Origin of the sequence: Microlunatus elymi (assembly GCF_007362775.1) — a bacterium.
GTDB classification, from domain to species: Bacteria; Actinomycetota; Actinomycetes; order Propionibacteriales; family Propionibacteriaceae; genus Microlunatus; species Microlunatus elymi.
The window spans coordinates 3,044,832-3,064,892 of the sequence record NZ_CP041692.1 but is presented as its reverse complement, the minus strand read 5'-3'; the positions used below and the strand labels follow the sequence as shown (position 1 = coordinate 3,064,892).

At 66.8% G+C, this 20,061-nt stretch carries 16 protein-coding genes; 5 read left to right on the top strand and 11 right to left on the bottom strand.

The window, feature by feature from the left end; all coding sequences use genetic code 11:
* Positions 1-24 precede the first annotated feature (24 nt).
* Positions 25-690 carry a DUF1345 domain-containing protein gene (locus FOE78_RS13700; protein ID WP_143986785.1) on the bottom strand — a complete coding sequence of 222 codons (666 nt, stop codon included), beginning with the start codon at positions 688-690 and terminating at the stop codon, positions 25-27.
* Between the two features lie 187 nt (positions 691-877).
* Here FOE78_RS13700 and FOE78_RS13695 point away from each other — a divergent pair, with 187 nt between their 5' ends.
* The gene (locus FOE78_RS13695) at positions 878-1,210 is read left to right on the top strand and encodes a VOC family protein (protein ID WP_143986784.1); all 333 of its coding nucleotides are present in this window, start codon (positions 878-880) and stop codon (positions 1,208-1,210) included.
* Positions 1,211-1,291: 81 nt separating this feature from the next.
* Here the strand turns inward: FOE78_RS13695 and FOE78_RS13690 are convergent, their stop codons facing one another.
* Both FOE78_RS13690 and FOE78_RS13685 read right to left on the bottom strand, forming a co-directional pair.
* The gene (locus FOE78_RS13690; RefSeq protein WP_143986783.1) at positions 1,292-2,410 is read right to left on the bottom strand and encodes a magnesium and cobalt transport protein CorA; all 1,119 of its coding nucleotides are present in this window, start codon (positions 2,408-2,410) and stop codon (positions 1,292-1,294) included.
* Positions 2,411-2,692: 282 nt separating this feature from the next.
* On the bottom strand, positions 2,693-3,232 hold the full coding sequence (locus FOE78_RS13685) for a DinB family protein (protein WP_143986782.1): 540 nt from the start codon (positions 3,230-3,232) through the stop codon (positions 2,693-2,695).
* Positions 3,233-3,317: 85 nt separating this feature from the next.
* Between FOE78_RS13685 and FOE78_RS13680 the strand changes: the two genes are divergently transcribed.
* Positions 3,318-3,611, top strand: coding sequence for a DUF1905 domain-containing protein (locus FOE78_RS13680; protein ID WP_143986781.1), 294 nt, complete (start codon positions 3,318-3,320; stop codon positions 3,609-3,611).
* A 37-nt stretch (positions 3,612-3,648) separates the two neighbouring features.
* On the opposite strand, the gene FOE78_RS13675 is transcribed toward FOE78_RS13680, so the two are convergent.
* Together FOE78_RS13675 and FOE78_RS13670 are read right to left on the bottom strand one after the other, a co-directional pair.
* Positions 3,649-4,818 carry a PrsW family intramembrane metalloprotease gene (locus FOE78_RS13675; RefSeq protein WP_210414574.1) on the bottom strand — a complete coding sequence of 390 codons (1,170 nt, stop codon included), beginning with the start codon at positions 4,816-4,818 and terminating at the stop codon, positions 3,649-3,651.
* A gap of 36 nt (positions 4,819-4,854) precedes the next feature.
* The gene (locus tag FOE78_RS13670) at positions 4,855-5,688 is read right to left on the bottom strand and encodes a serine hydrolase (protein ID WP_143986780.1); all 834 of its coding nucleotides are present in this window, start codon (positions 5,686-5,688) and stop codon (positions 4,855-4,857) included.
* 139 nt (positions 5,689-5,827) lie between these two features.
* Between FOE78_RS13670 and FOE78_RS13665 the strand changes: the two genes are divergently transcribed.
* Complete coding sequence (locus FOE78_RS13665; protein ID WP_143986779.1) at positions 5,828-8,452, top strand: glycosyl hydrolase; 2,625 nt, start codon at positions 5,828-5,830, stop codon at positions 8,450-8,452.
* A gap of 206 nt (positions 8,453-8,658) precedes the next feature.
* On the top strand, positions 8,659-9,963 hold the full coding sequence (gene thrS, locus FOE78_RS13660; RefSeq protein WP_143986778.1) for a threonine--tRNA ligase: 1,305 nt from the start codon (positions 8,659-8,661) through the stop codon (positions 9,961-9,963).
* Here the strand turns inward: thrS and FOE78_RS13655 are convergent.
* The 4 genes from FOE78_RS13655 to FOE78_RS13640 form a co-directional block, all read right to left on the bottom strand.
* Positions 9,939-10,853 (bottom strand): DUF4232 domain-containing protein, encoded by a 915-nt coding sequence (locus tag FOE78_RS13655; RefSeq protein WP_168207513.1) that lies wholly within the window; start codon positions 10,851-10,853, stop codon positions 9,939-9,941. The two genes, thrS and FOE78_RS13655, sit on opposite strands and share 25 nt — an antisense overlap.
* 59 nt (positions 10,854-10,912) lie before the next feature.
* Positions 10,913-12,259 carry a sensor histidine kinase gene (locus FOE78_RS13650; RefSeq protein ID WP_143986776.1) on the bottom strand — a complete coding sequence of 449 codons (1,347 nt, stop codon included), beginning with the start codon at positions 12,257-12,259 and terminating at the stop codon, positions 10,913-10,915.
* Positions 12,256-12,969, bottom strand: coding sequence for a response regulator transcription factor (locus FOE78_RS13645; protein WP_143986775.1), 714 nt, complete (start codon positions 12,967-12,969; stop codon positions 12,256-12,258). Before FOE78_RS13645 ends, FOE78_RS13650 begins: the two co-directional genes overlap by 4 nt.
* 95 nt (positions 12,970-13,064) lie before the next feature.
* Positions 13,065-13,712 (bottom strand): class I SAM-dependent methyltransferase, encoded by a 648-nt coding sequence (locus tag FOE78_RS13640; RefSeq protein WP_143986774.1) that lies wholly within the window; start codon positions 13,710-13,712, stop codon positions 13,065-13,067.
* Positions 13,713-14,268: 556 nt separating this feature from the next.
* Here FOE78_RS13640 and FOE78_RS13635 point away from each other — a divergent pair.
* On the top strand, positions 14,269-14,493 hold the full coding sequence (locus FOE78_RS13635) for a hypothetical protein (protein ID WP_143986773.1): 225 nt from the start codon (positions 14,269-14,271) through the stop codon (positions 14,491-14,493).
* A gap of 42 nt (positions 14,494-14,535) precedes the next feature.
* On the opposite strand, the gene FOE78_RS13630 is transcribed toward FOE78_RS13635, so the two are convergent.
* Positions 14,536-18,057, bottom strand: a complete 3,522-nt coding sequence (locus FOE78_RS13630; RefSeq protein ID WP_143986772.1) for an error-prone DNA polymerase — start codon at positions 18,055-18,057, stop codon at positions 14,536-14,538.
* Positions 18,058-18,096: 39 nt separating this feature from the next.
* On the bottom strand, positions 18,097-19,602 hold the full coding sequence (locus FOE78_RS13625) for a DNA polymerase Y family protein (protein ID WP_143986771.1): 1,506 nt from the start codon (positions 19,600-19,602) through the stop codon (positions 18,097-18,099).
* Positions 19,603-20,061 lie beyond the last annotated feature (459 nt).

Genomic DNA, 20,061 nt, shown 5'->3' with positions numbered 1-20,061 from the left:
CAGAGGGGCGCAGAGGTCAGCGGCTCAGTGCAGCACCAGGCTGGAGACCAGATTCAGCGTGGTCGCCAGGATCGCGACGCCGAACACATAGGACAGCAGGCACTGCCTGAGCACGACCACCCGGATGGCCGAGCTCGAAACGTTGGTGTCGGAGACCTGATAGGTCATGCCGAGGTTGTAGCTGAAGTAGAAGAAGTCCTTGTAGGCAGGCATTTCCGCGCTGTTGAAGTCGATCCCGCCACCCGCCCGCGCGGCGGGTCCGGTAACAGAACCTTCTCGTGCGTAGTAGATGTGGGCATACCGCACCGCGTACATCAGATGCAGCGCTGCCCAAGCCAGGAACACGCCGCCCAACGCCACCGCGGCCGCCACTCCTCGGCTCGACGAGGACCCGAGGAACGCCAGCAGGATGATGCCGGCCAGCCCGGCCAGGACGCAGGCGACCACGATGATCTCGTCCACGATCGGCCGAAAGTCCTCTCGCTGCACATGGTGCCGGGTGGAGGCCGCGGACATCGGCCACAACACCAGCCAGCCGATGGACACGAACAACAGTTGCACCGCGGCGATCCCGCACAGCAAACCGAGCTGCCAGCCGGTCAGGATGCCGATCACCACCCCGGCCAGCGCGCCGAGGCTCGCCGCGGACAGCAGCCGAGCGGCGGCGGAGGCCTGCAGGAACTTGATCATGCCGTCAAGCTATCCCGATCGACGGTGGAGAACTGATCAGGAATCGAGAAGCAGCCTCGCCCGCGGCGGCCTAACGTGATCCGTGGCCGCAACAACCCGGCGCACCAGGAATTCAACACCCAGGTGCCAAACTCCATGGCAACGCCACAATGACATTCAGGCGGCCACGAATCGGAAGGAAGGAACCATGAGCCCGACCATTCAGAGTCTGGTCGTCCCGGTGTCCGACTTGGACGCCGCGAAGGCGATCTACACCGCGCTGCTCGGCGCGCCGCACACCGACACCGCCTACTACGTGGGCTTCAACGTCAACGGCTTCGAGGTCGGCCTGAACCCGGGAGGCACCGTGCAGGACGGGCCGGTCACCTTCGCCGACGTGGACGATCTCGACGCCGTACGAGAGAGTTTGATCGCGGCCGGAGCGACCGATCGGGAGGAACCGCGCAAGGTCGCTCCCGAGGTCCGGGTCTGTGTGTTGAATGACGCCGACGGCAACGCGATCGGTCTCCGCGGCAAGTGATGCGACCGCCCCGAGCCGCCCGGTGCCCGGGCGCCCAGTAGCCCGGGCACCGGGGTCCGGAGATCGGTCGGTGACCGATCGTCACAACCACTTCTTGGCCCGGAAGATGGCCCACAGCGCCACACCGACGACCAGCATCAGCAGCAGTGCGAAGGGATAGCCCAGCGTCCAGTGCAACTCCGGCATCACGTCGAAGTTCATCCCATAGATCGCGCCGATCAGACTCGGGGTGAAGAGAATCGCCGCCCAGGAAGTGATCTTCTTCATCTGTTCGTTCTGGGACAGGCTGGCTGCGGTCATCGCCCGCATCTCCTCGTTCTGCTGCTGGGCGACCAGCGTCGCGCGAGCGCTCATCGCGTTCTGCAACAGGTTGCGAAAGCTGTCGGCGTTGTCGGCGATCCGGATCACGTGGTCCTGCACGTCGCGCAGGTTGCGTTGCAGTTCCTCGTCCACGTGATACTTGTCGAACCCGTTCTCCAGCCCGCGCAAGATCATCATCAGCGGCCGGGTGGCCCGCTGGAACTCCATCACCTCGCGAGAGAGTTCGTAGATCCGCCGAGTCACCGAATCGTCGCCGAGGAAGAGTTGGTCTTCGATCTCGTCGATGTCGTTCTGCAGACCGGCGACCACCGGCCCGTACTCGTCGACGACCTCGTCCAAGATCGCGTACAGCACCGCCTCGGGTCCCTGCCGCAGCAACTCCGGTGCGCGCTCCAGCCGGTGCCGGACGCTGCTGAGATCGGGCGACTCGGCATGACGGACGGTGACCACATAGTCCGGGCCGACGAAGACGTGCACCTCACCGAACTCGACCCGTTCCTCGGAGTCGATGTAGCGGGCCGGCCGCAGCACCACGAACAGGGTCTGGTCATAACGTTCCAGCTTGGGCCGCTGGTGGGCGGCAATGGCGTCCTCGACCACCAAGTGGTGAAGATCGAATTCCCGGGCCACCTGGCCGATCTCCTGATCGGTCGGCCGGTAGAGCCCGATCCAGGCCATCCCGCCTGTGCAGGAACGCAAGATCGAGAAGGTCTCCTCCAGCGTCTTCGGGCTCTGGGAACGAATGCCGTCGACGTAGACGGCGTTGTCGATCACGCCACCGTGCGGTCGCATCGGATGATCATCGTACGGTTCGGGGTCGATGTCGAGCGCCATCCGCCGGCGCGGGCGGATCGGACGAAGGTCGCGCAGGAAAGACATGGCGATGCTCCCATCGGACAACGGAGCGCGCCGCACGCGGCATGATCAGCCTCGGTCCGAAGATGATCACTGAAGTCTCGAAATCACACCAGGCGCGTGGGCACGTTCACCGAAACGGGTGAGTGGGGTCTTTGAGAATCGAGACTTTGACTTCGGCTCATGACCTCACCTCCTCGCGTCGGGCCCTCTCGAGCACAATCTGCACAGCCGTCACAGAGTAACGCGTGGTTGCGCAGCAGAAAAACCGCCGCGTTCTCGGCTGCCGCGGATCAAGGCTCAGGCTCAGCCGCGCGGCAGGCGACGGCTGACCAGCTGGAGATCATGTTCGTGATGCACGAGCTCGTGATCGGCGCGGGCGATCAGAATCTCGACCGTACGAGGTGAGCCGTCGCTGCCGATGCCCTCGCGCCCCAACTGGTCGGCCGACAACGAGTTGATCATGGTCGCCAGCTCGGCACAGGCCGCGGTCGCGTCGTCGCAGACTCGTCGCACGCTGCGTCTTCGGTACTCCCCCAGCTCGGCCTGCTCGTCCCAGTCGATCGGGCTGAGCTGAGGCCGATCCTCCTGCAGCACCTGGCCGATCCGATCCAGATACCACCGGACCGCTTCGGCGGTGTGGGCGCCGTACTCGATCAAGGACCAGACGTGCGGTTCGGTGCGATGGCGTACGGTCGCGGAATCGGCGGCTGCCAGAACCTCGGCCAGGGTGGCGGGAAACCGCTCGGCATCCTGGACGCACGCGGCAAGATCACCGGTGAAGTCGAACCCGCATGGCCCGCATCGACGACCGGTGATCGGTACGGTGTGCCGGACGCTTGTCATTGGAGCCCATCAAACACGATCGGCGCCGTTGCAGCCAGCGTTTGCCGAAGAGCCTTTCGCGTCCCGAGGAAGGAAGGACGAATCGATGGACTTCGAGTTCAGCGGGCCGATCTGGTACTGGCGTGGCCCGTCGCCCTTCTACTTCGTCAGCGTGCCGGACGAGGAGAGTCTGGACATCGCCGATCAGGCGTCCGCCCTGACCTACGGCTGGGGCGTCATCCCCGTACGAGCCACGATCGGCGCGACCGAGTTCGAGACCTCGTTGTTCCCCAAGGACGGTCTCTATGCGCTGCCGATCAAACTTGCGGTACGCAGAGCAGAGGGCCTCGGGGAAGGCGACGTCGTCTCCGTACGGATGTCGACCGTCGGGCCGAACTGAGCGCTCGGCATCGGGTGATCGGGGCGTCGACCTGCACTCAGCGATGCCAGGGCGGCGGTACGAAGCCGGGCGCGGGTGACGGCAGCAGGGCCGGGGCGAAGGCGGCGTGTGCCCAGCTCATCAGCTGCACCAGGGAGTGCTGGCGGAACGCGAAGCGCTGCTGGCTGACCGTACGGCTGGCGGCGTGCGAATGCAGCAGGGCGAGTTCGGTCGCGGCGAGTTGGTAGTCGACCATGGCCTTGCCGGCCGGTCTGCCCAGCCGAGCGCGTACCCAACGACGGGCCTGCGCGCGACCGCGCAGGCTGCTCAGCATCGTGACGTCGGCGGGCGTGACGATGCCGAAGTTGTCGTACATCGGCAGATACTGCTGGATCAGCCGGACTGTTCGTCGGCGGTCGCGAACCAGCAGGATGATCAATCCGATGATCGCCAGCAGACAGATCCCGTACGCGACCGCGAGGCCGATCAGGCCGAACTCGCTGGAGAAATTCCACATCGCATGCAGGCAGATGGCAACCAGCCAACCCGCGATCACCGCCAGCGCGCCGCGTCCGCCGCGATGATTGGCGGCATAGGCCACGCCGAGGCCGGTCATCGAGGTGAACAACGGATGCAGCAGCGGTGACAGCACGCCGCGCATGATCACCACCGCGATCAACGTAGCGGCCGAGTCGAGGCTCTCGCTGTAGTAGTTGATGTCCTCGACGACGGCGAATCCGATCCCGACCATGCCGGCGTAGATGATCCCGTCGGTCGGCCCGTCGATGTCGTCGCGGCGTCGCCACAGCAAAAGCAAGAGGACCGTGCCCTTGAGGGTTTCCTCGACGATCGGGCCGATCACCGAAGCGCCGATCACCATTCCTTCCTGCACCCCGATACGCGAACTCAGGAAGAGAATCCCGGTGCTGTTGATGATCAACGCGAACAGGGCCGAGACGCCCGCACCCCAGAGGAAGGCGAACAGCAGACGCAGCGGTGGCTCCGGCTCCAGCCGATCCAGGAACAGCAGCAGCACCACGACCGCGATCCCGGTCGGCAGCGCCAGAATCGATGCCAGGATGGTCGGACCGGGCCGGCCGAGCAGCAGGTAGATGATCAGCACGAACATCAGACACAGCCCGGTGATCACCAGGCCGATGATCAGTCCGGTCGACGGTCGGTTTCGGAGCCTGCCCTGGATGATCGATTTCGGTGTCAGGGGCGCCACATCGGCGAGCCTACTGGCTGCGCGACCTCGCGGCCATCAAGCCCGGAGGTCGTCGTCCTGCACGTGTGCCTTGATCATGTTGCCGGCCGAGCGCATCTGTTCCAGGACCTGATCGCGGCGGTCGTCGCCGCGCGGCCAGTTGGCCAGGACCGCATAGGCGATCCGACGCTCCGGCGACATCACGACGCCGATGTCGGCACGTCCGCGACTGATCGTGCCGGTCTTGTTCCACAACCAGATGCCGCGGTCGAATTCGTCATGGGCCAACGGATCCAGGCCGAACGCGGAGGCAACCATGGACAGATCCATGCCGGCTCCGAGCCAACGTTTGAACGTGTCGCAGGATGCGGCCGACAGGGTCTCGTTGCGCGCCAAGGCGGCGACGAACGTCGTCAGCTCGGCGGCGGTCCCGTGGGAGAGGCGGCTCGGTGCGCCCGGTGGCCGGGGCCAGCGGACGACGTCGTCCAGCCCCGAGTGCCGATAGCCCAGGGCCGCGGTGTGCTCGTGGACGACATCCAGCCCGATCACCCGGCAGAGGGTGTTGGTCGCGGCGTTGTCGCTGACCGCGCCGATCAGCGCGGCAACGTCGTACAGGCTCAACTCGTCGGCCTGCAGCCGGTACCACAGACCGGAGTCGTTCATCCACTCCGACGGACGCCGCCGGACCCGCTCCTCCAACGTCCGCTCACCCCGATCGACCTGGTCCAGAAGCGTGTGCAGCAAGAAGATCTTGCCGATGCTGGCGGTGTCCAGCTCCCGCTCCGGGCTGTGGCTGAACAGCGTCTGGTCACTCTCCAGATCCACCGCAAAAGCCGACCAGCTGATCCCTGTCGATTCGTCGAAGATCAGCTCGTGGTCGGATGGCGTCATGGTGCCTCGCTCTCTGTCGCCTCGGCCCAGCTCCGTCGCTGCTCCGCGGTCCCCTGTCGGGTGATCATCTCAGTCGGCAACTAGTGTCAGCGTTAGACTCCCGTGTTGAAACCATTCAACCGATGACATCGGAGTTGAGATGACTGCAGGTCCGACCGCAGCACCCGCCTCGCTCGCCGATCTGCGGGCGGGCTTCCTCACGCCGCCACCTGACAGCAGGCCGATGATGCGCTGGTGGTGGTTCGGGCCGGCCGTGCAGCGAGCCGAACTCGACCGTGAACTCCGGGTGATGGCCGCCGCCGGTCTCGGCGGCGTCGAGGTGTCCTTCGTCTATCCGCTGGTCGAACACAGTCCGGAGATGATGTCGGCCGAGGTGCTCGGGCATCTTCGCTACGCCGCCGAGCAGGCCCGCGATCTCGGTTTGCGTTTCGACCTGACGTTGGGCAGCGGCTGGTCCTTCGGCGGCCCGCACATCGACACCGAGCGGGCAGCCCACAAGCTGGATTGGGAACGCCGCGAACTCTCCACGGCTGGGTTGGACATTCCCGTCGCGTCGGCCTGGCCCGGTGAGCAGATCGTCGCCGGCTACGTGGGCCTGGGATTGGAACGTCCGGTCGACTACCAGCCTCTGGAGATCAGCGACGGCCTGCTGCACATCCCGGCGGGCAGCGGGCCGCGGCAGTTGCTGCTGGCGGTTTCCCGGCCGACCGGGCAGCTGGTCAAGCGAGCCGCCGCCGGCGCCGACGGTCCGGTCCTTGATCATTTCTCCGCGGCTGCGGCCCGGAGCCATATCGAGCACGTTGCCGAACCGCTGTTGCGGGCTGTCGGAGCGGAGCTGGTCGGTTCGGTGTTCTGCGACAGCCTCGAGGTGTATGCGGCCAACTGGACCCCTGAGTTGATCACCGAGTTCGCGGCGCGGCGCGGCTACCCGCTGCTCCCCCGGCTCCATCAGTTGATCATCGACGAGGAAGGCTCCGCTCGGCTACGGATCGACTACTTCCGTACCCTGACGGAGTTGTACGAGGAGAACTTCGTCACGGTCTTCCGCGACTGGGCCGCAGGTCACGGCGTGCCGTTCCGGATCCAGGGCTACGGCACCCCGCCGGCCAAGATCAGCAGCTACCGCTTCGCCGACCTGTACGAGGGTGAGGGCTGGGGCTGGAAGAAGATCACCCAAGGACGGTGGGCAACCTCGGCCGGCCACCTCTACGGGTTGGCGGTGGTGTCGTCGGAGACCTGGACCTGGGTGCATTCGCCGTCCTTCCGGGCGACCGCGCTCGATCTGAAAGGCGAGGCGCACGAGCATCTGCTGTCCGGCATTAACCAGTTCATCGGGCACGGCTGGCCGTACTCGCCCTCGGGATCCGATCGCGATCCGGACGGGTTGGGCTGGTATTTCTACGCCGCCGGCGCGCTCGACGATCGCAATCCGTGGTGGCCGGCGATGCCGGAACTGGCCCGGTATCTGCAACGGCTGTGCTGGTTGATGCGCCAGGGCCGGCCGATCGCGGACGTGTTGATCTTCGTGCCGTGTGACGACCTGTACCCGGGACTGGGCCGTGAGGTCGGCGGCAACCTCGATCTGTGGCACCACGCGGCGGCCCACATAGACCGTCGGATCCCGGCCACCATCCGGGAAAACGGCTGGGACTATGACCTGGTCGACGACGAAACGCTGACCGCCGTCGATCCCGCCGACCGACCGGTGTTGATCTTGCCTGCGGTGACGAATCTGCGCCCGGAAACCCAAGCCTGGTTGGAGAAATACGAACTCGCCGGCGGTGTGATCTTCAGCATCGACGGCAGCCCTGTCCAGGGAGCACGCACGGTGTCGGCCGAGGACCTGGCCGCTGCGCTGGACGAGGTGGTCGCGCCCGACCTGCGGCTCGCCGATGCCGACGGCGAGGTCGGCACCGTGCACCGACGGGTCGGTGACCAGGACGTCTACCTGGTGATCAACACCGGCCCGTATCGCCGGCGCCTGTCGGCATCCCCGCGGGTGACCCGCTCGGCCTTCGAACTGTGGGATCCGGACGCCGCGACGGTCCGCGACTCCGGCTCCTCCTTCGGCGGCACGGTCGGCCTGGAGCTGGAGCCCTACCAGGCCACAGTCCTGGTCCTGCACGATGACTCCACGGCAGCCCCGAGCTCTGAGTCTGTCGAAGGGCCGATCACGCAACCCCAGGGCCCTCAGCCTGTCGAAGGGTCGGAACTCAACCACAACTGGACGGTGCAGTTCGGCGCCGAATCCCCTACCCCGATCGACCTGCCGCATCGCTGGGAGGACGATCCGGCCCGCACCGCCTTCTCCGGCACGGCCACCTACCGAACCACCGTTGATCTTGATCGGGACTGGCTCGCCGAGGGATCGAGGATGATCTTGGACTTCGGACCGGTAAGCCCGACCGATGCCGGATCCTCTGCCCAGGACGGCATCCGGGGCAACTCCTACCGGGTCGCCGCCGCGACGCCGGTCGGCGAGATCGTGCAGGTGACCGTCAACGATCAGCACTGCGGGACGCTGTGGGCACCGCCCTACCGGATCGAGATCGGTGATCAACTTCGTACCGGCAGCAACAGCATCACCTTGCAGGTCAGCAACACCGCGGCCAACGCCGTCGCAGTCGACACCGCGATCGGCCGAGCCGTCAGCGCCGGACAGCACAACTACGGCCGGCGGTTCGCGATGCAGGACCTGGCCAAGGCGGCCGACGGGCTGAGTTCCGGCTTGTTGACGGTTCCGGTCTTGCGCCGACTGCGGTGAGGGTTCTTGTCACCCAATCGGGTTGCGGTCTCGGCCGGCGGCGCCTAACGTACGAGGCATGTCAGGTCAGCTCAGCACGACGACGCCGGTTCGCTCCGGTGTCGTGTCCTGCTGCCTGTCCTGATCTGCAGCCACCAAGCCCCGGAGTCCACACTCCGGGGCTTTTGCTGTCTCCGGGTGGACTTCGGCTACCGAGGAGATTGATCATGAACGCAGAAGAGTTGTCACCGTCCGATCACCGGGTGATCGGTCGACAGATGGAGATTTTCGCCACCGATCCGCAGATCGGCTCCGGGCTGCCGTTGTGGCGACCGGCCGGAGCGGTGATCCGGCACGAACTCGAACAGTTCGCCCGTGAACTGGCCGTCCGGACCGGATGTCAGGAGGTTTACTCGCCGGTGCTGGCCAAGCGGGAGCTCTACGAACGATCCGGTCATTGGGCGAAGTTCAGCGAGGACATGTTTCCGCCGTTGGATGTCGGTGGTGACCAGGCCGATGGTGATCAACTCGTACTGCGACCGGCCAACTGCCCGCACCATGCGCTGATCTACGCGGCGGAGCAACACAGCTACCGCGATCTACCGGTGCGCTACAACGAGCTGGCGCCGATGTTCCGGGCGGAGCGTTCCGGTGTGCTGTCCGGGCTCAGCCGGGTCCGGCAGATCAATCTTGACGACACCCACGTGTTCTGCCGATCCGATCAGGTCGCCGACGAGGTCTCCCTTGCCCTGAACGGAATTCTGCACGCTTTCGACGTCCTCGGGATCAAGATCAACTACCTGCGGCTGTCTCGCCGCGACGCCGGTGACGGGTATCTGGGCAGTGATCAACAGTGGCGGCACGCGGAAGATCAACTGCGAGCCGCGCTGGCGGCCGGCGCGGTCGAGCAGTCCGAGTTGGAGATCCACGAAGCTGTCGGCGAAGCGGCCTTCTACGGCCCGAAGATCGACGTCCAGGTCAGCGACACCCGCGGGCACGAGGAGAGCCTGGCCACCGTCCAGCTCGACTTCAACCAGCCCGAACGTTTCGGCCTGGCCTACGTCGCCGCGGACCGGACCCGTCAGCCGGTGATCATGATCCATCGTGGTGTGCTGGGTGCGATGGAACGGATGGTCGCCTTCCTGCTCGAGTTGCACGACGGGCGGTTGCCGCTGTGGCTCGCACCGGTGCAGATCGTCCTGCTACCGGTCCATCTCGGCAGTGATGACCAAGTACGCGGGGTCGCCGAACGCCTTCGTCGGCGCGGGATCCGGGTGAGAATCGACGTCGACGGCAGCCTCGGCCGGCGGATTCGGGCCAGCCGAGTCCGCCGGGACGCCTTGATCGGCGTGATCGGCCAGACCGAGATCGATCAAGATCAACTCGCGATCGACGATCCGCGCTCCGGTCGTCGAGTGCGGATGGGGGTCGACGCGGTGGCCGAGCTGGTCGCGGCGTCGATCTCCTCCCGGGCCCACGAGGTGGCGTGGCCGGAACGGTTCGACGGTCAGGACTTGGCGCCGACCGGGTAGACGGTGAGCTGACGGATCTGCTTGCTCTGACAGGCCTCGACCTGGAACGGGACGTAGGCCGCCTTGTACGAGGCCGGCGGGTAGATCCGGAAACCGTCTGCGGTCGTCGGCACGCACTCGGCGGCGTCCCAGTCACCGGCGTCGGCGATCTGGAGCAGCTCGGACTTCTCGTCGCCGGCCGCGAGCTTCATCGCGGTCGGCTGGGTCGACCGGTCTCGTTTGGCCGGTCGGCCCAACTGGGTGCCGTTCTGGAACCCGACGAAGGACACCCCGGCGTAGCCGTACATCCAGCACGGGTTGCTTGAGGTGTTGGTGTAGGTGATCAGGACGTACTGACTGCCGGCGGCGCCGCCGCCCTTGGGCGAGCGGATGCCGACCGTCAGGTCGTCCAGGCCGCAGGTGCTTCCGGCGGCCGCGGTCGGCGACGACGAGGCGCCGCTGGTCGAGCCGTCGGTGCCGGAGGTGGCATCGCCTGAGCCGCCGTTGCCGCCGGAGTTGCCGTTCGATCCGTTGTCGTCGTTCGAACCGTTGTCGTCGGAGCCGCCCGACCCCTTCCCCCCGGCCCCCGACCCGCCGTTGTCGGGTGGTGTCGAGGAGTCGGACGGCGCGGTCGGGTGCTGATCGGATTTCCCGGAGCCGGGGCTGTCCGATCCGTTCGGCCCGGCGGACGTGGCCGAACCGGACGGCGAACCGGTGACCGCCGAGGAGGTCGGCGTGTTGGAGGGGCCGGCCACCTGGAGACCGTTGCCGCAGCCGGCCAGGCCGAGCGCCAGCACGGCGGCGCCCAGCAACGGCAGCGCCCGGCGACTCGACCGCAGCAGCGCTGAGCCGAGCAGCGGGCGGAGCCGGGGTCGGCGGGGGTACCCACCTCGTAACCGGGAACCGATCATGGCTCGGACGGTACGCGGTCCCTCCTGCGGGCGTATCTCGCGAAGATCACATCCAGGTCTCATTCGCCGATTCCCGCCGCCGACGGGTCAGGCTGCAGTGCACGGCCCGGCGGGGCGCCCGGCAGGTCGATGGTCACTCGAGCGCCGCCCTCGGGCGCGTTGTCGAAATGGAGTCGGCCGCCGAGCACAGCGGTCTGGCCGAGGGCGATGATGAGCCCGAGCCCGTGCCCACCGGTCCCGCGCTGCTGGCCCCTGCTGGCCGACGACCGCTGGAAGCGTTGCGGACCGGTGGCCAGGAACTCCGGGCTGAAGCCGCGGCCCTGATCGGTCACCACGATCCGGTCGCCGGTGGCTTCGATGCGTACCGGCGGTTGCCCGTGCTGCAGGGCGTTGCGGATCAGGTTGCTCAGCACCCGCTCCAACCGGCGCGGGTCGGTCAGCACGGCCACCGCGCTGTCGTCGCTGCAGACCACCACTGCGTCGGCGGTGAACTCGCCCTTGGCGACACCGCGTTGCACCGCTCGGTGCACGATCTGCGGGATCTGCGCGTACGCGAGTTGCGCGGTCTCCACGCCGCTGTCCAGCCGGGCGACCTCCAGCAGTTCCTCGACCAGTTCGGTCAGCGCGTCCACCCGGTTGCGAACCATCTGAGCCGGTCGGGAGTCGTCCAGCAGGGTGGCGGCGGTGACCAGCCCGGTCAGCGGAGTCCGCAGATCGTGCGCGACGTCGGCGGTGAAGCGTTGTTCGGCGCGCAACCGAGCGGCCAGCCGCGCGGCCATCGCATCCACAGCGTCGGCCAGGTCACCGACCTCGTCCTCCCCCGCGCCGACCGCCGCGCGCAGGGTGCGTTCGGCGGTCTCGGGCTGTCCGGCCACCCGCGGACTGCCGGCGGTCGCGGCGATGTCGCGGGCGGTCCTGGCCGCCAGCCGCAGTCGCCGGGACAGACTGTTGGCCGTCAGCGCGCCGCCGATGGTGGCGGCCACGGCGGTACCGATGCCGGCGAACAGCAAGGCCCGATCGACCGCGGCCACCGAGGCGTCGACGGCTTGGAAGGTGGTGTGGATGCTGATCAGATCGTCGCCCACCCTGCCTGCGGCCCAGAGATCCCTGGTGCCGCGGCCGCTGACGTTGGTGCCGTGCGAGCCGTCGGTGGTCAGCGCATTGCGCAGGCCGGCAGGGACCTGCGGGTCGTTCAGCTGGGAGTCGAAGGCCCGCAGCCCGGTCGACCGGTAGATCCCCATCGCCGCGACCAGGTTGGCGTCGGCGGCGTCCCGCTGCTGGTTGATCCGGTTCTGCACCACCAGGAAGTGCACGGTCAGCGTCAGGATGGCCACGGCCGCGACCACGATGCAGGCGATGGTCGCGGCGATCCGTACCCGAAGTCCGGGGTGCGGCATCTTGATCATCGTCGCAACTTGTACCCGAACCCGCGTACGGTCTCGATCCGGTCGTTACCGATCTTGGCCCGCAACCGCTGTACGTGCACGTTCACCAGATGATCATCTTCTTCCCACTCCGGGTAGTCCCAGACCCGTTGCAGCAGGGTCGACCGGGACAGCACCACGCCCGGGCTGCCGGCCAGCTCCAGCAGCAGCCGCATCTCGGTCGGGGTGAGATTGATCAAGGTGTCGCCGCGACGAAGTTCGAGTGCCTGCCGATCAAGATCAAGTTCGCCGATCCGTACGTGATCACCGCCCGCCTCGCCGGCGCTCCGGTCGGCAGGGACGGTGGCGGGCCGGGTCCGCCGGGCGACGCTCCGCAGTCGGGCCAGCAGTACCTGGATGTCGAAGGGCTTGGTGACGTAGTCGTCGGCGCCGGCCTCCAGACCGGAGACGATGTCGATCGACTCGGTACGAGCGGAGATCAACACCACCGGAGTGTTCCCGGCCTCGCGAATCCGCCGACACAGGGTGATGCCGTCGAGGCCGGGCAGCATCACGTCGCAGAGCACGATGTCGAAACCGCCGGCCGAATCGCGATCGGAGAAGGTGCGCCAGGCGTCCAGGCCGTCCTGCTCCCAGGTCACCTCATAGTCGTACCGCTCCAGGTTCAGCTGGGTCGCCTCACCGATCACTGCGTCGTCCTCGACCAGCAGAAGGCTGCCAGTTTTCTCCATCGTCGTCGTCCTCCCACGGCTGTGCTTTCGTGATCAACGCTTTCACACCGGTGCTGCTTGCGAGGCAGGCGCGCCCTCATTGCGTACTGGCGAACTCAAGCAAGCCGACGGGCCAAGATGATGTTGTCCATCAGCGTTCCGGTCTCACCGTTGGGCCCGGTCGCTTGGCGTTCCTTGGCTTCCAGCCGCTCGATCCGCCAGTGCTGATCAACCAGTTCGAGCTGATCGAAGGTCTGCTGCGGGGTCGGGAAATCTACCGGATGGTCGTGATCGTGGGGCATCCACGGCGGCGCGGCGCCGTGTTCGACGATCAACAGCCGACCGCTGACGGCGACCGCGCGGGCGGCCTGTTGGAGTACCTCCGCCCGCGGGAATTCCAACGGGGTCTGCAGGAACTGGGCCGAGACGAGATCGAACACACCCGACGGGAAGTCGGTCGCCAGATCGTGTCGGGCGAAGGTGATACGACCGTCCACACCGCGCTCTGTCGCTGCTTGCTCGGCGCGTTGCAGTGCCGTAGCGGAGATGTCGACCGCGGTCACCCGCCAGCCCATCCCGGCCAGCCAGACCGCATCGCCACCCTCGCCGCAGCCGAGATCCAGTGCCGTACCGACGTCGAGATCGGCGACGATCTCGGACAGCACGGGATTGACCTTGCCGCTCCAGATCCGATCCCGTTCGGAGTAGCGGTCCTCCCAGAACTGCCGGGCGTCGCGCTCCTCCGCCTCATGCTGATGAGTCATCGTCGGGCTTCCTCTCTGCCGTTCGCGGCCGGTTGGGGTACCGCCAACTGACCATTCTGGCCGGTCGGTCGCGGGTGCTCTCGGCCGGTCCGGGGCCGAGGCACGGACGCGACGACGAGAGTGGGTGATCTGCGCACCGATGTCGGTGCGTATCTCACCCGATCGCCGCGTTGTCGCGCCGATCTTGTACGCGATCTGCCGAGTCTCGAGCTGCTGGTTTCCGCCGCCGACGATTCCCTGCATCCGTGGCTCCGCGAGCAGGTGCCTGCCGCCGAGCGCCGGGACGCGCTGGCCGACGAGCTGGACTTCTGGTTGACCACGGCGGTCCAGGACCTCGACTGGGCCGGCGGATTCGCCCGGTCCGCGCCCCAGATCGGGCAGCCGGCGACCGCGTACCCGAATCGCTGGCTGCCGCTGGCCACCGGCGCCCGGGTGCTCGCGGGCCCGCGGTACCGAGGATCGCCAGGATCTGATCCGGCTCAGCGGGCAGGGTCTGTGGTTCGACGTACTCGTCGACGTTCAGTGAGCCGGTGCGTTCGCCGCGGAAGTGGACTGCGTGCACGGATTGCGCGGCCCGGTCGTCCAGGAACTCGTTCTTGATCAACGATTCCGCGGCCACGGCTACGGGCGGCAGCTCAGCCTGCTGCTGGCTCGTGCACTGCCGTTGGACGATGATCAACTTCTGATCGGGACCATCCACTCCGACAACGTGACAGCGCTTCAGTCCGCGCTCGGCGCCGGCCGCGTCGATGTCGGCGGAGAGATCCTGATTCCGCTCTGAATCCTGCGGATGGCGGGTCCGCCGAACGTCGCTGGACTGCGGTCAGCGGAAGTCGCGGGACAGGTGCTTGCGCGGGATGACCTGAGCGGCCTTGGGGATCACTTCGACCAGGCGTTCCAGGCGGTCCGCGGACAGGTTGGTGACGCCGTCGGAATGTTCGATGGTGCCGCGGATGATCATGCCCTGGGTGTTGCGGGCGATCCGGCGATATCGCTTCCACAACGCCTCGGTGCAGATGATGTTGAGCATGCCGGTCTCGTCCTCCAGATTGAGGAAGGTGACTCCGCCGGCTGTGCCCGGCCGTTGCCGATGGGTCACCAGGCCGGCGACCTTGACCCGACGATCGTCATGCCGCGCGCCGAGGTCCTTGATCGCGATCACGCCGAGGGAATCCAACTCCCGGCGCAGATGCCCGATCGGATGATCATCGGGAGAGATCTTGGTCGCCCACAGATCGGCCAGGGTCAACTCGGCCACGCTCATCCCCGGCAGTTCGGGCGGCGGGCTGTCGATCGCCGTGCCCTCCAGTTGATCAAGACCGTCGGCGTAGCCGGCATCCCACAGAGCCTGCCGGCGGCTCAATCCGAATCCGTCGAACGCACCGGCGGTGGCCAGCGCTTCGGCTTGCTTGACACTCAGCCCGCAGCGCCGGATCACGTCATTGATGTTGGTGAACGGTCGGACTCCGCGCTCCTGGACGATCTTGGTCGCAGCCGGTTCGCCCAGACCTTGCACCGTGGTGAGTCCGAGTCGTACGGCGAGAGCACCATCGCGGCGATGAGCCGGGCTCGGATCATCCGCATACGGATCGAAGTCGCCGATCGGTGGTTGCTGATGATCAAGACAACTGTCCATTCCGGTCGGGCGAACTGGATGTGAAGATCTCTGAGCTGGTCGACGGGGGGCGAATCCCGGTCCTTCGACAGGCTCAGGACCCTTGGGGTGCTGTTCTGGCCCTTCGACAAGCTCAGGACCCTTGTGAATAAGGGGTTCGAGACCGGTTTCGACCTGGGAGGCGAAGATGTCGGGGCGGCGGACCTCGACGCCGTGGCGGCGGGCGTCGGCGACCAGGGACTGCGGCGAGTAGAAACCCATCGGCTGAGCCCGCAGCAGGCCGGCCAGATAGGCGCCGGGATAGTGCAGCTTGAGCCAGCCGGTGGCGTACACGATCAGGGCGAAGCTGAGCGCATGACTCTCGGCGAAGCCGAAGTTGGCGAACGCCTCGATCCGGTCGTAGATGCTCTGGGCAAGATCACCGCTGATGCCGTTGGCAGCCATCCCGTCGAAGAGCTTCTGCCGCAGCCGTTCGATCTTCTCCACGCCCCGTTTGGATCCCATCGCCCGGCGCAACAGATCGGCATCGTCACCGGTGCAGCCGCCGACGGTCATCGCGATCTGCATCAACTGCTCCTGGAACAGCGGGATGCCCTTGGTCCGCTTCAGTACCGGCTCCAGCAGCGGGTGCGGATAGCTCACCGGCTCCGCTCCGGTGGCCCGTCTGATGTACGGGTGCACCGCGCCACCCTGGATCGGGCCGGGCCGGATCAGCGCCACCTCGATCACCAGGTCGTAGAACCGGCGCGGACGCAACCGAGGCAGGGTCCCCACCTGAGCCCGACTCTCCACCTGGAACAGCCCGACCGAATCCGCCCGGCAGAGCGTGTCGTAGACCGCCGGTTCCTCCTTGGGCAGGGTGGCGAACTCCCAGTGCTCGCCCAGCTGTTCGTCGATCATCGCCAGCGTGTGACTGATCGCATTCAGGATGCCGAGCCCGAGGAAATCGAACTTGACCAGCCCCATCCAGGCGCAACTGTCCTTGTCCCATTGCAGAATCGTCCGATTCTCCATCCTGGCGTGCTCGATCGGCACCACCTCGCCGACCGGCTCCTCGGTCAACACCATGCCGCCGGAATGAATACCCAGATGCCTCGGCGCGCCGATCAACTGATTGGCCAGATCGACCACCTGCTGGGGAATTTCATGATCATCATCGTCGGTGACGGTGCTCCAGCTGTCGATCTGCTTGGACCAGGCGTCCTGCTGGCCCGGCGAGTAGCCGAGCGCCTTGGCCATGTCTCGGACCGCCGACTTCGGCCGATAACTGATCACGTCAGCCACCTGGGCGGCGTTGCGTCGCCCGTAGCGACGATAGACCTCCTGGATCACCTCCTCGCGCCGGTCGGAGTCGAAGTCCACGTCGATGTCCGGCTCCTCCTCCCGGGTGGTGGCCAGGAACCGTTCGAACGGAAGGTCGTAGAGGATCGGGTCGACCGCGGTGATCTTGAGCGTGTAGCAGACCACCGAGTTGGCCGCCGATCCCCTGCCCTGGCAGAGAATCCCGCGTTCCCTGGCGAAGGCGACCATGTCGTGCACGATCAGGAAGTAGCCCTCGAACCCCTTCTCCTCGATCACCGCCAGCTCCTTCTCCAACCGGGCCTGAGCTTCGGCCCGATTCCCCGGATAGAGCTCGTCGGCGCCGCGTCGGGTGAGCTCGCGCAGCCAGCTGGTCGGATTGTGGCCCGGTGGCACGTCCAGCTTGGGCAGCTTGGGTTTGGCCGCCTGCAGGTCGAAGGCGAGCCGCCTGCCCAGCTCGGCTGCCCTTCGTACGGCGCCGGGATAGCGGGCGAACCGCTGCTCCATCTCCGCCCCCGAACGCAGCTGAGCCGTCGGCGGCGGCAGCCAGCCGTCCATCTCGGCCAAACTACGCCGCGCCCGGACCGCGGCCATCGCACTGGCCAGCCGATACCGTTTCGGGCTGGCGAAATGCACGTTGCTGCTGGCGATCGTCGGCAGCCCGTGATCGACAGCGAGTGCGGCCAGCTGGTCGTTGATCATGGAATCGTCCGGCAGGCCATGATCAACAAGCTCAACCACCACATGATCAAGTCCGAACATCGCCGTCAGCTTGTCCAGCTCGGTCGCGGCGGCCTCCCGGCCTACCCGCAGCGCCTGCCGAACCGAACCCTTGCGGCAGCCGGTCAAGATCATCCAGTGACCACCCTGACGTCCGCCGTGCGCGGCCGCCAGCTCCTCCAGATCGTAGACCGGCTTGCCCTTCTCGCCGCCGCGCAGCTGTGCCTCGGTGATCACTCCGGCCAGCCGGCGGTAGCCCTCCACCCCGTCGGCCAACACCAGCAGATGGCTGCCTTCGGGATCGGGCACGCCGGTCTGGGCCGCGGTCAGCTCCAGCGACAGCTCGGCGCCGTACACGGTGGCCAGCTCGTACTCCCGGGCCGCTTCGGCGAACCGGGCCGCGCCGTAGAAACCGTCGTGGTCGGTCAGCGCCAGTGTGTCGATGCCGAGCCGAACCGCTTCCTCGATCAGGTCCTCCGGATCACTGGCGCCGTCCAGGAAGCTGAAGTTGGAGTGCGCGTGCAGCTCCGCGTACGGCACGGTCGGGCCGTCGGGTCGGCGAACGCTCTCCTTGGCCAGATACTCCTCGCGGTGATGCCAGCCGGGCCCGTTGTCGCCGTGCGGATTGTCCCAGGGCTTGGGTGGCGGCTTGCGGCCGGAGAGCTTGCGCTCCAGCTCCGACCAGGAGATCGGTGGATTGTTGTACGCCATCAGCGGGTCCTGAGCCGGTCGAAGGACTGGAACCGAGGCTCAGTCATAGCGGGCCTCCGTCCACCACCGGCCGTCGCAGGCCATCAGCAACCAGGCACTGCCGTCGGGGGTGACGAGTTGGAACCGCGCGCGCAGGGACGCCTGCGGATCGGTCCACCAGCGTTCGTCGATCAGCCACGGGCCGACCCAGGCCTCGACCGGCGTGAACCGATGCTCCTGCGTCGGTCGGAATCGACCCGGTTCGCCGGTGAGTATGCCGCGATCGGTGATCAGCACCGGGCGGCCGTCCCGGTCCTGCACTTCGGCCGGCACCGGCTGCGGAAAGACCCGGCTGGGTGCCGGCGGCGGGAGCTGCCCGGGCCAGGGCCGATCGGTCGGCCGGACGCTGATCGGTTGCTCACCCCACGGCGTGAGCAGCTGGCGATCGGTCGGTTCGCGGCCACCCTGCAGACCGGCGGTGAGCACGCCGTCGAAGCCGATCATCGATTGCACTCGGGCGATCCCGTGCTGGATCCGCTCCCCCGGCGCACTGCCCCACAGCCCGTCACCCTGGGTGCCCAGGAACTCCAGTTGATCGGGCAGCAGCCGCACCAGATTGACGGGGTCGGGCGGCGGATCGGACTGCAACTGCCAGCGCAACCGGTCGATGATGTCGACCGCGTCGAACCAGCGCGGATGCGCCCAGCGGCGATCGTGTCGCCAGCCGCCTTCGGTGCCGATCTCGATCCGGATCGCCGTACACACCTGCCCATGCCGGGACAACTCACTCACGAACGCTTCAGCGGTCTGCCGGCTGCTGAAGGCGATCGGTTCGATGGTCTCCAGACCAGGGGCGAAGTCGAGCTGCTGCTCCAACTCCGGCGGCAGCGGTCGGCCGCTGGCCGTGCGTTCCCACCGGCCCGCGGCCAATCGATGCGCCTGTGCGCCGGACAACCCGAACCGAGTCAGCACGTCCCGGGCCGACAATCGGGCGAAGTCGCCGAGGGTGTTGATCCCCATCCGCAGCAGCAGGCCGACCAGCTGATCATCGGCCAGCACCCCGATCGGCAACTCGGCCAGGAAGGCCGGCGAAGCATCCGGTTCGATGACCCGATGATCTTGAACTGCTGCTAACCGGGCGGCTTGTTCGGCGGTGAAGAGGTCGTCGGCGATGCCGATCCGAACATCCCAGATCCCTGCTGAGACAAGGGTTTCGGACAACAATGCCGCAGCCTTGGTCTCGCCGCCGTAGTAGCGACCGGGCACGGTCAGAGCACACAGTCCGGGGCGGATCACCTCCACGCCGGGACTGAATCCCTCGATCACTCGCAGCACCGATTCGAAGGACCTGGTGTCAAGATCCCGATTGTGGTCGATGATGATCAACTCCGGGCACCGGGCGGCCGCGTCGCGCTTACGCATGCCACGTCGTACGCCCTCGGCGCGGGCCGGTGCGGAGCACGCGAACACCTCACCCTTGTTGATCACTGCGATCGCCAGATGGGGCGGCAGATTCTCCTGCTCCATGGCCGCGATCACCGGCCAGTCCGGGCACCACACCGCCATAACTCGGTTGGTGGATCCGCGTTTGCTGCGGTCGAGGTTGTCGCTGCGATCGGTTCCTTGGCTGAGTCTCGGTCCTTCGACAGGCTCAGGACCCTTGCGGAACGGCTCGAGATTCTTGGGGTCGCGTTGTGGTCCTTCGACAGGCTCAGGACCCTTGGGGTCGCGATTCGGCCGAGCGGTTCGCTCGGATGCTGCCGCGAGAAGGTACGGGCGTCGAGATCCGGGACGCCCGTGCGCAGACTCGCTACGACGATTCCGCACGCTCACAGCGGGCTGGAGTTGCGTGCCGGGAAGAGTCTGCTGTGTTCGATCCACCCCTCTATATTCGAACTTTTGTTCGATCCAGTCAAGGTGTCTGTGGTGCCGAATCCACTCCCCGAGAAGATGGCTGTGCGCACTCGGCGTGTCGGATCAGCTGCTCAGGGTCGTGACCTGGTCATCCGTTGACCGCCTCGTCAG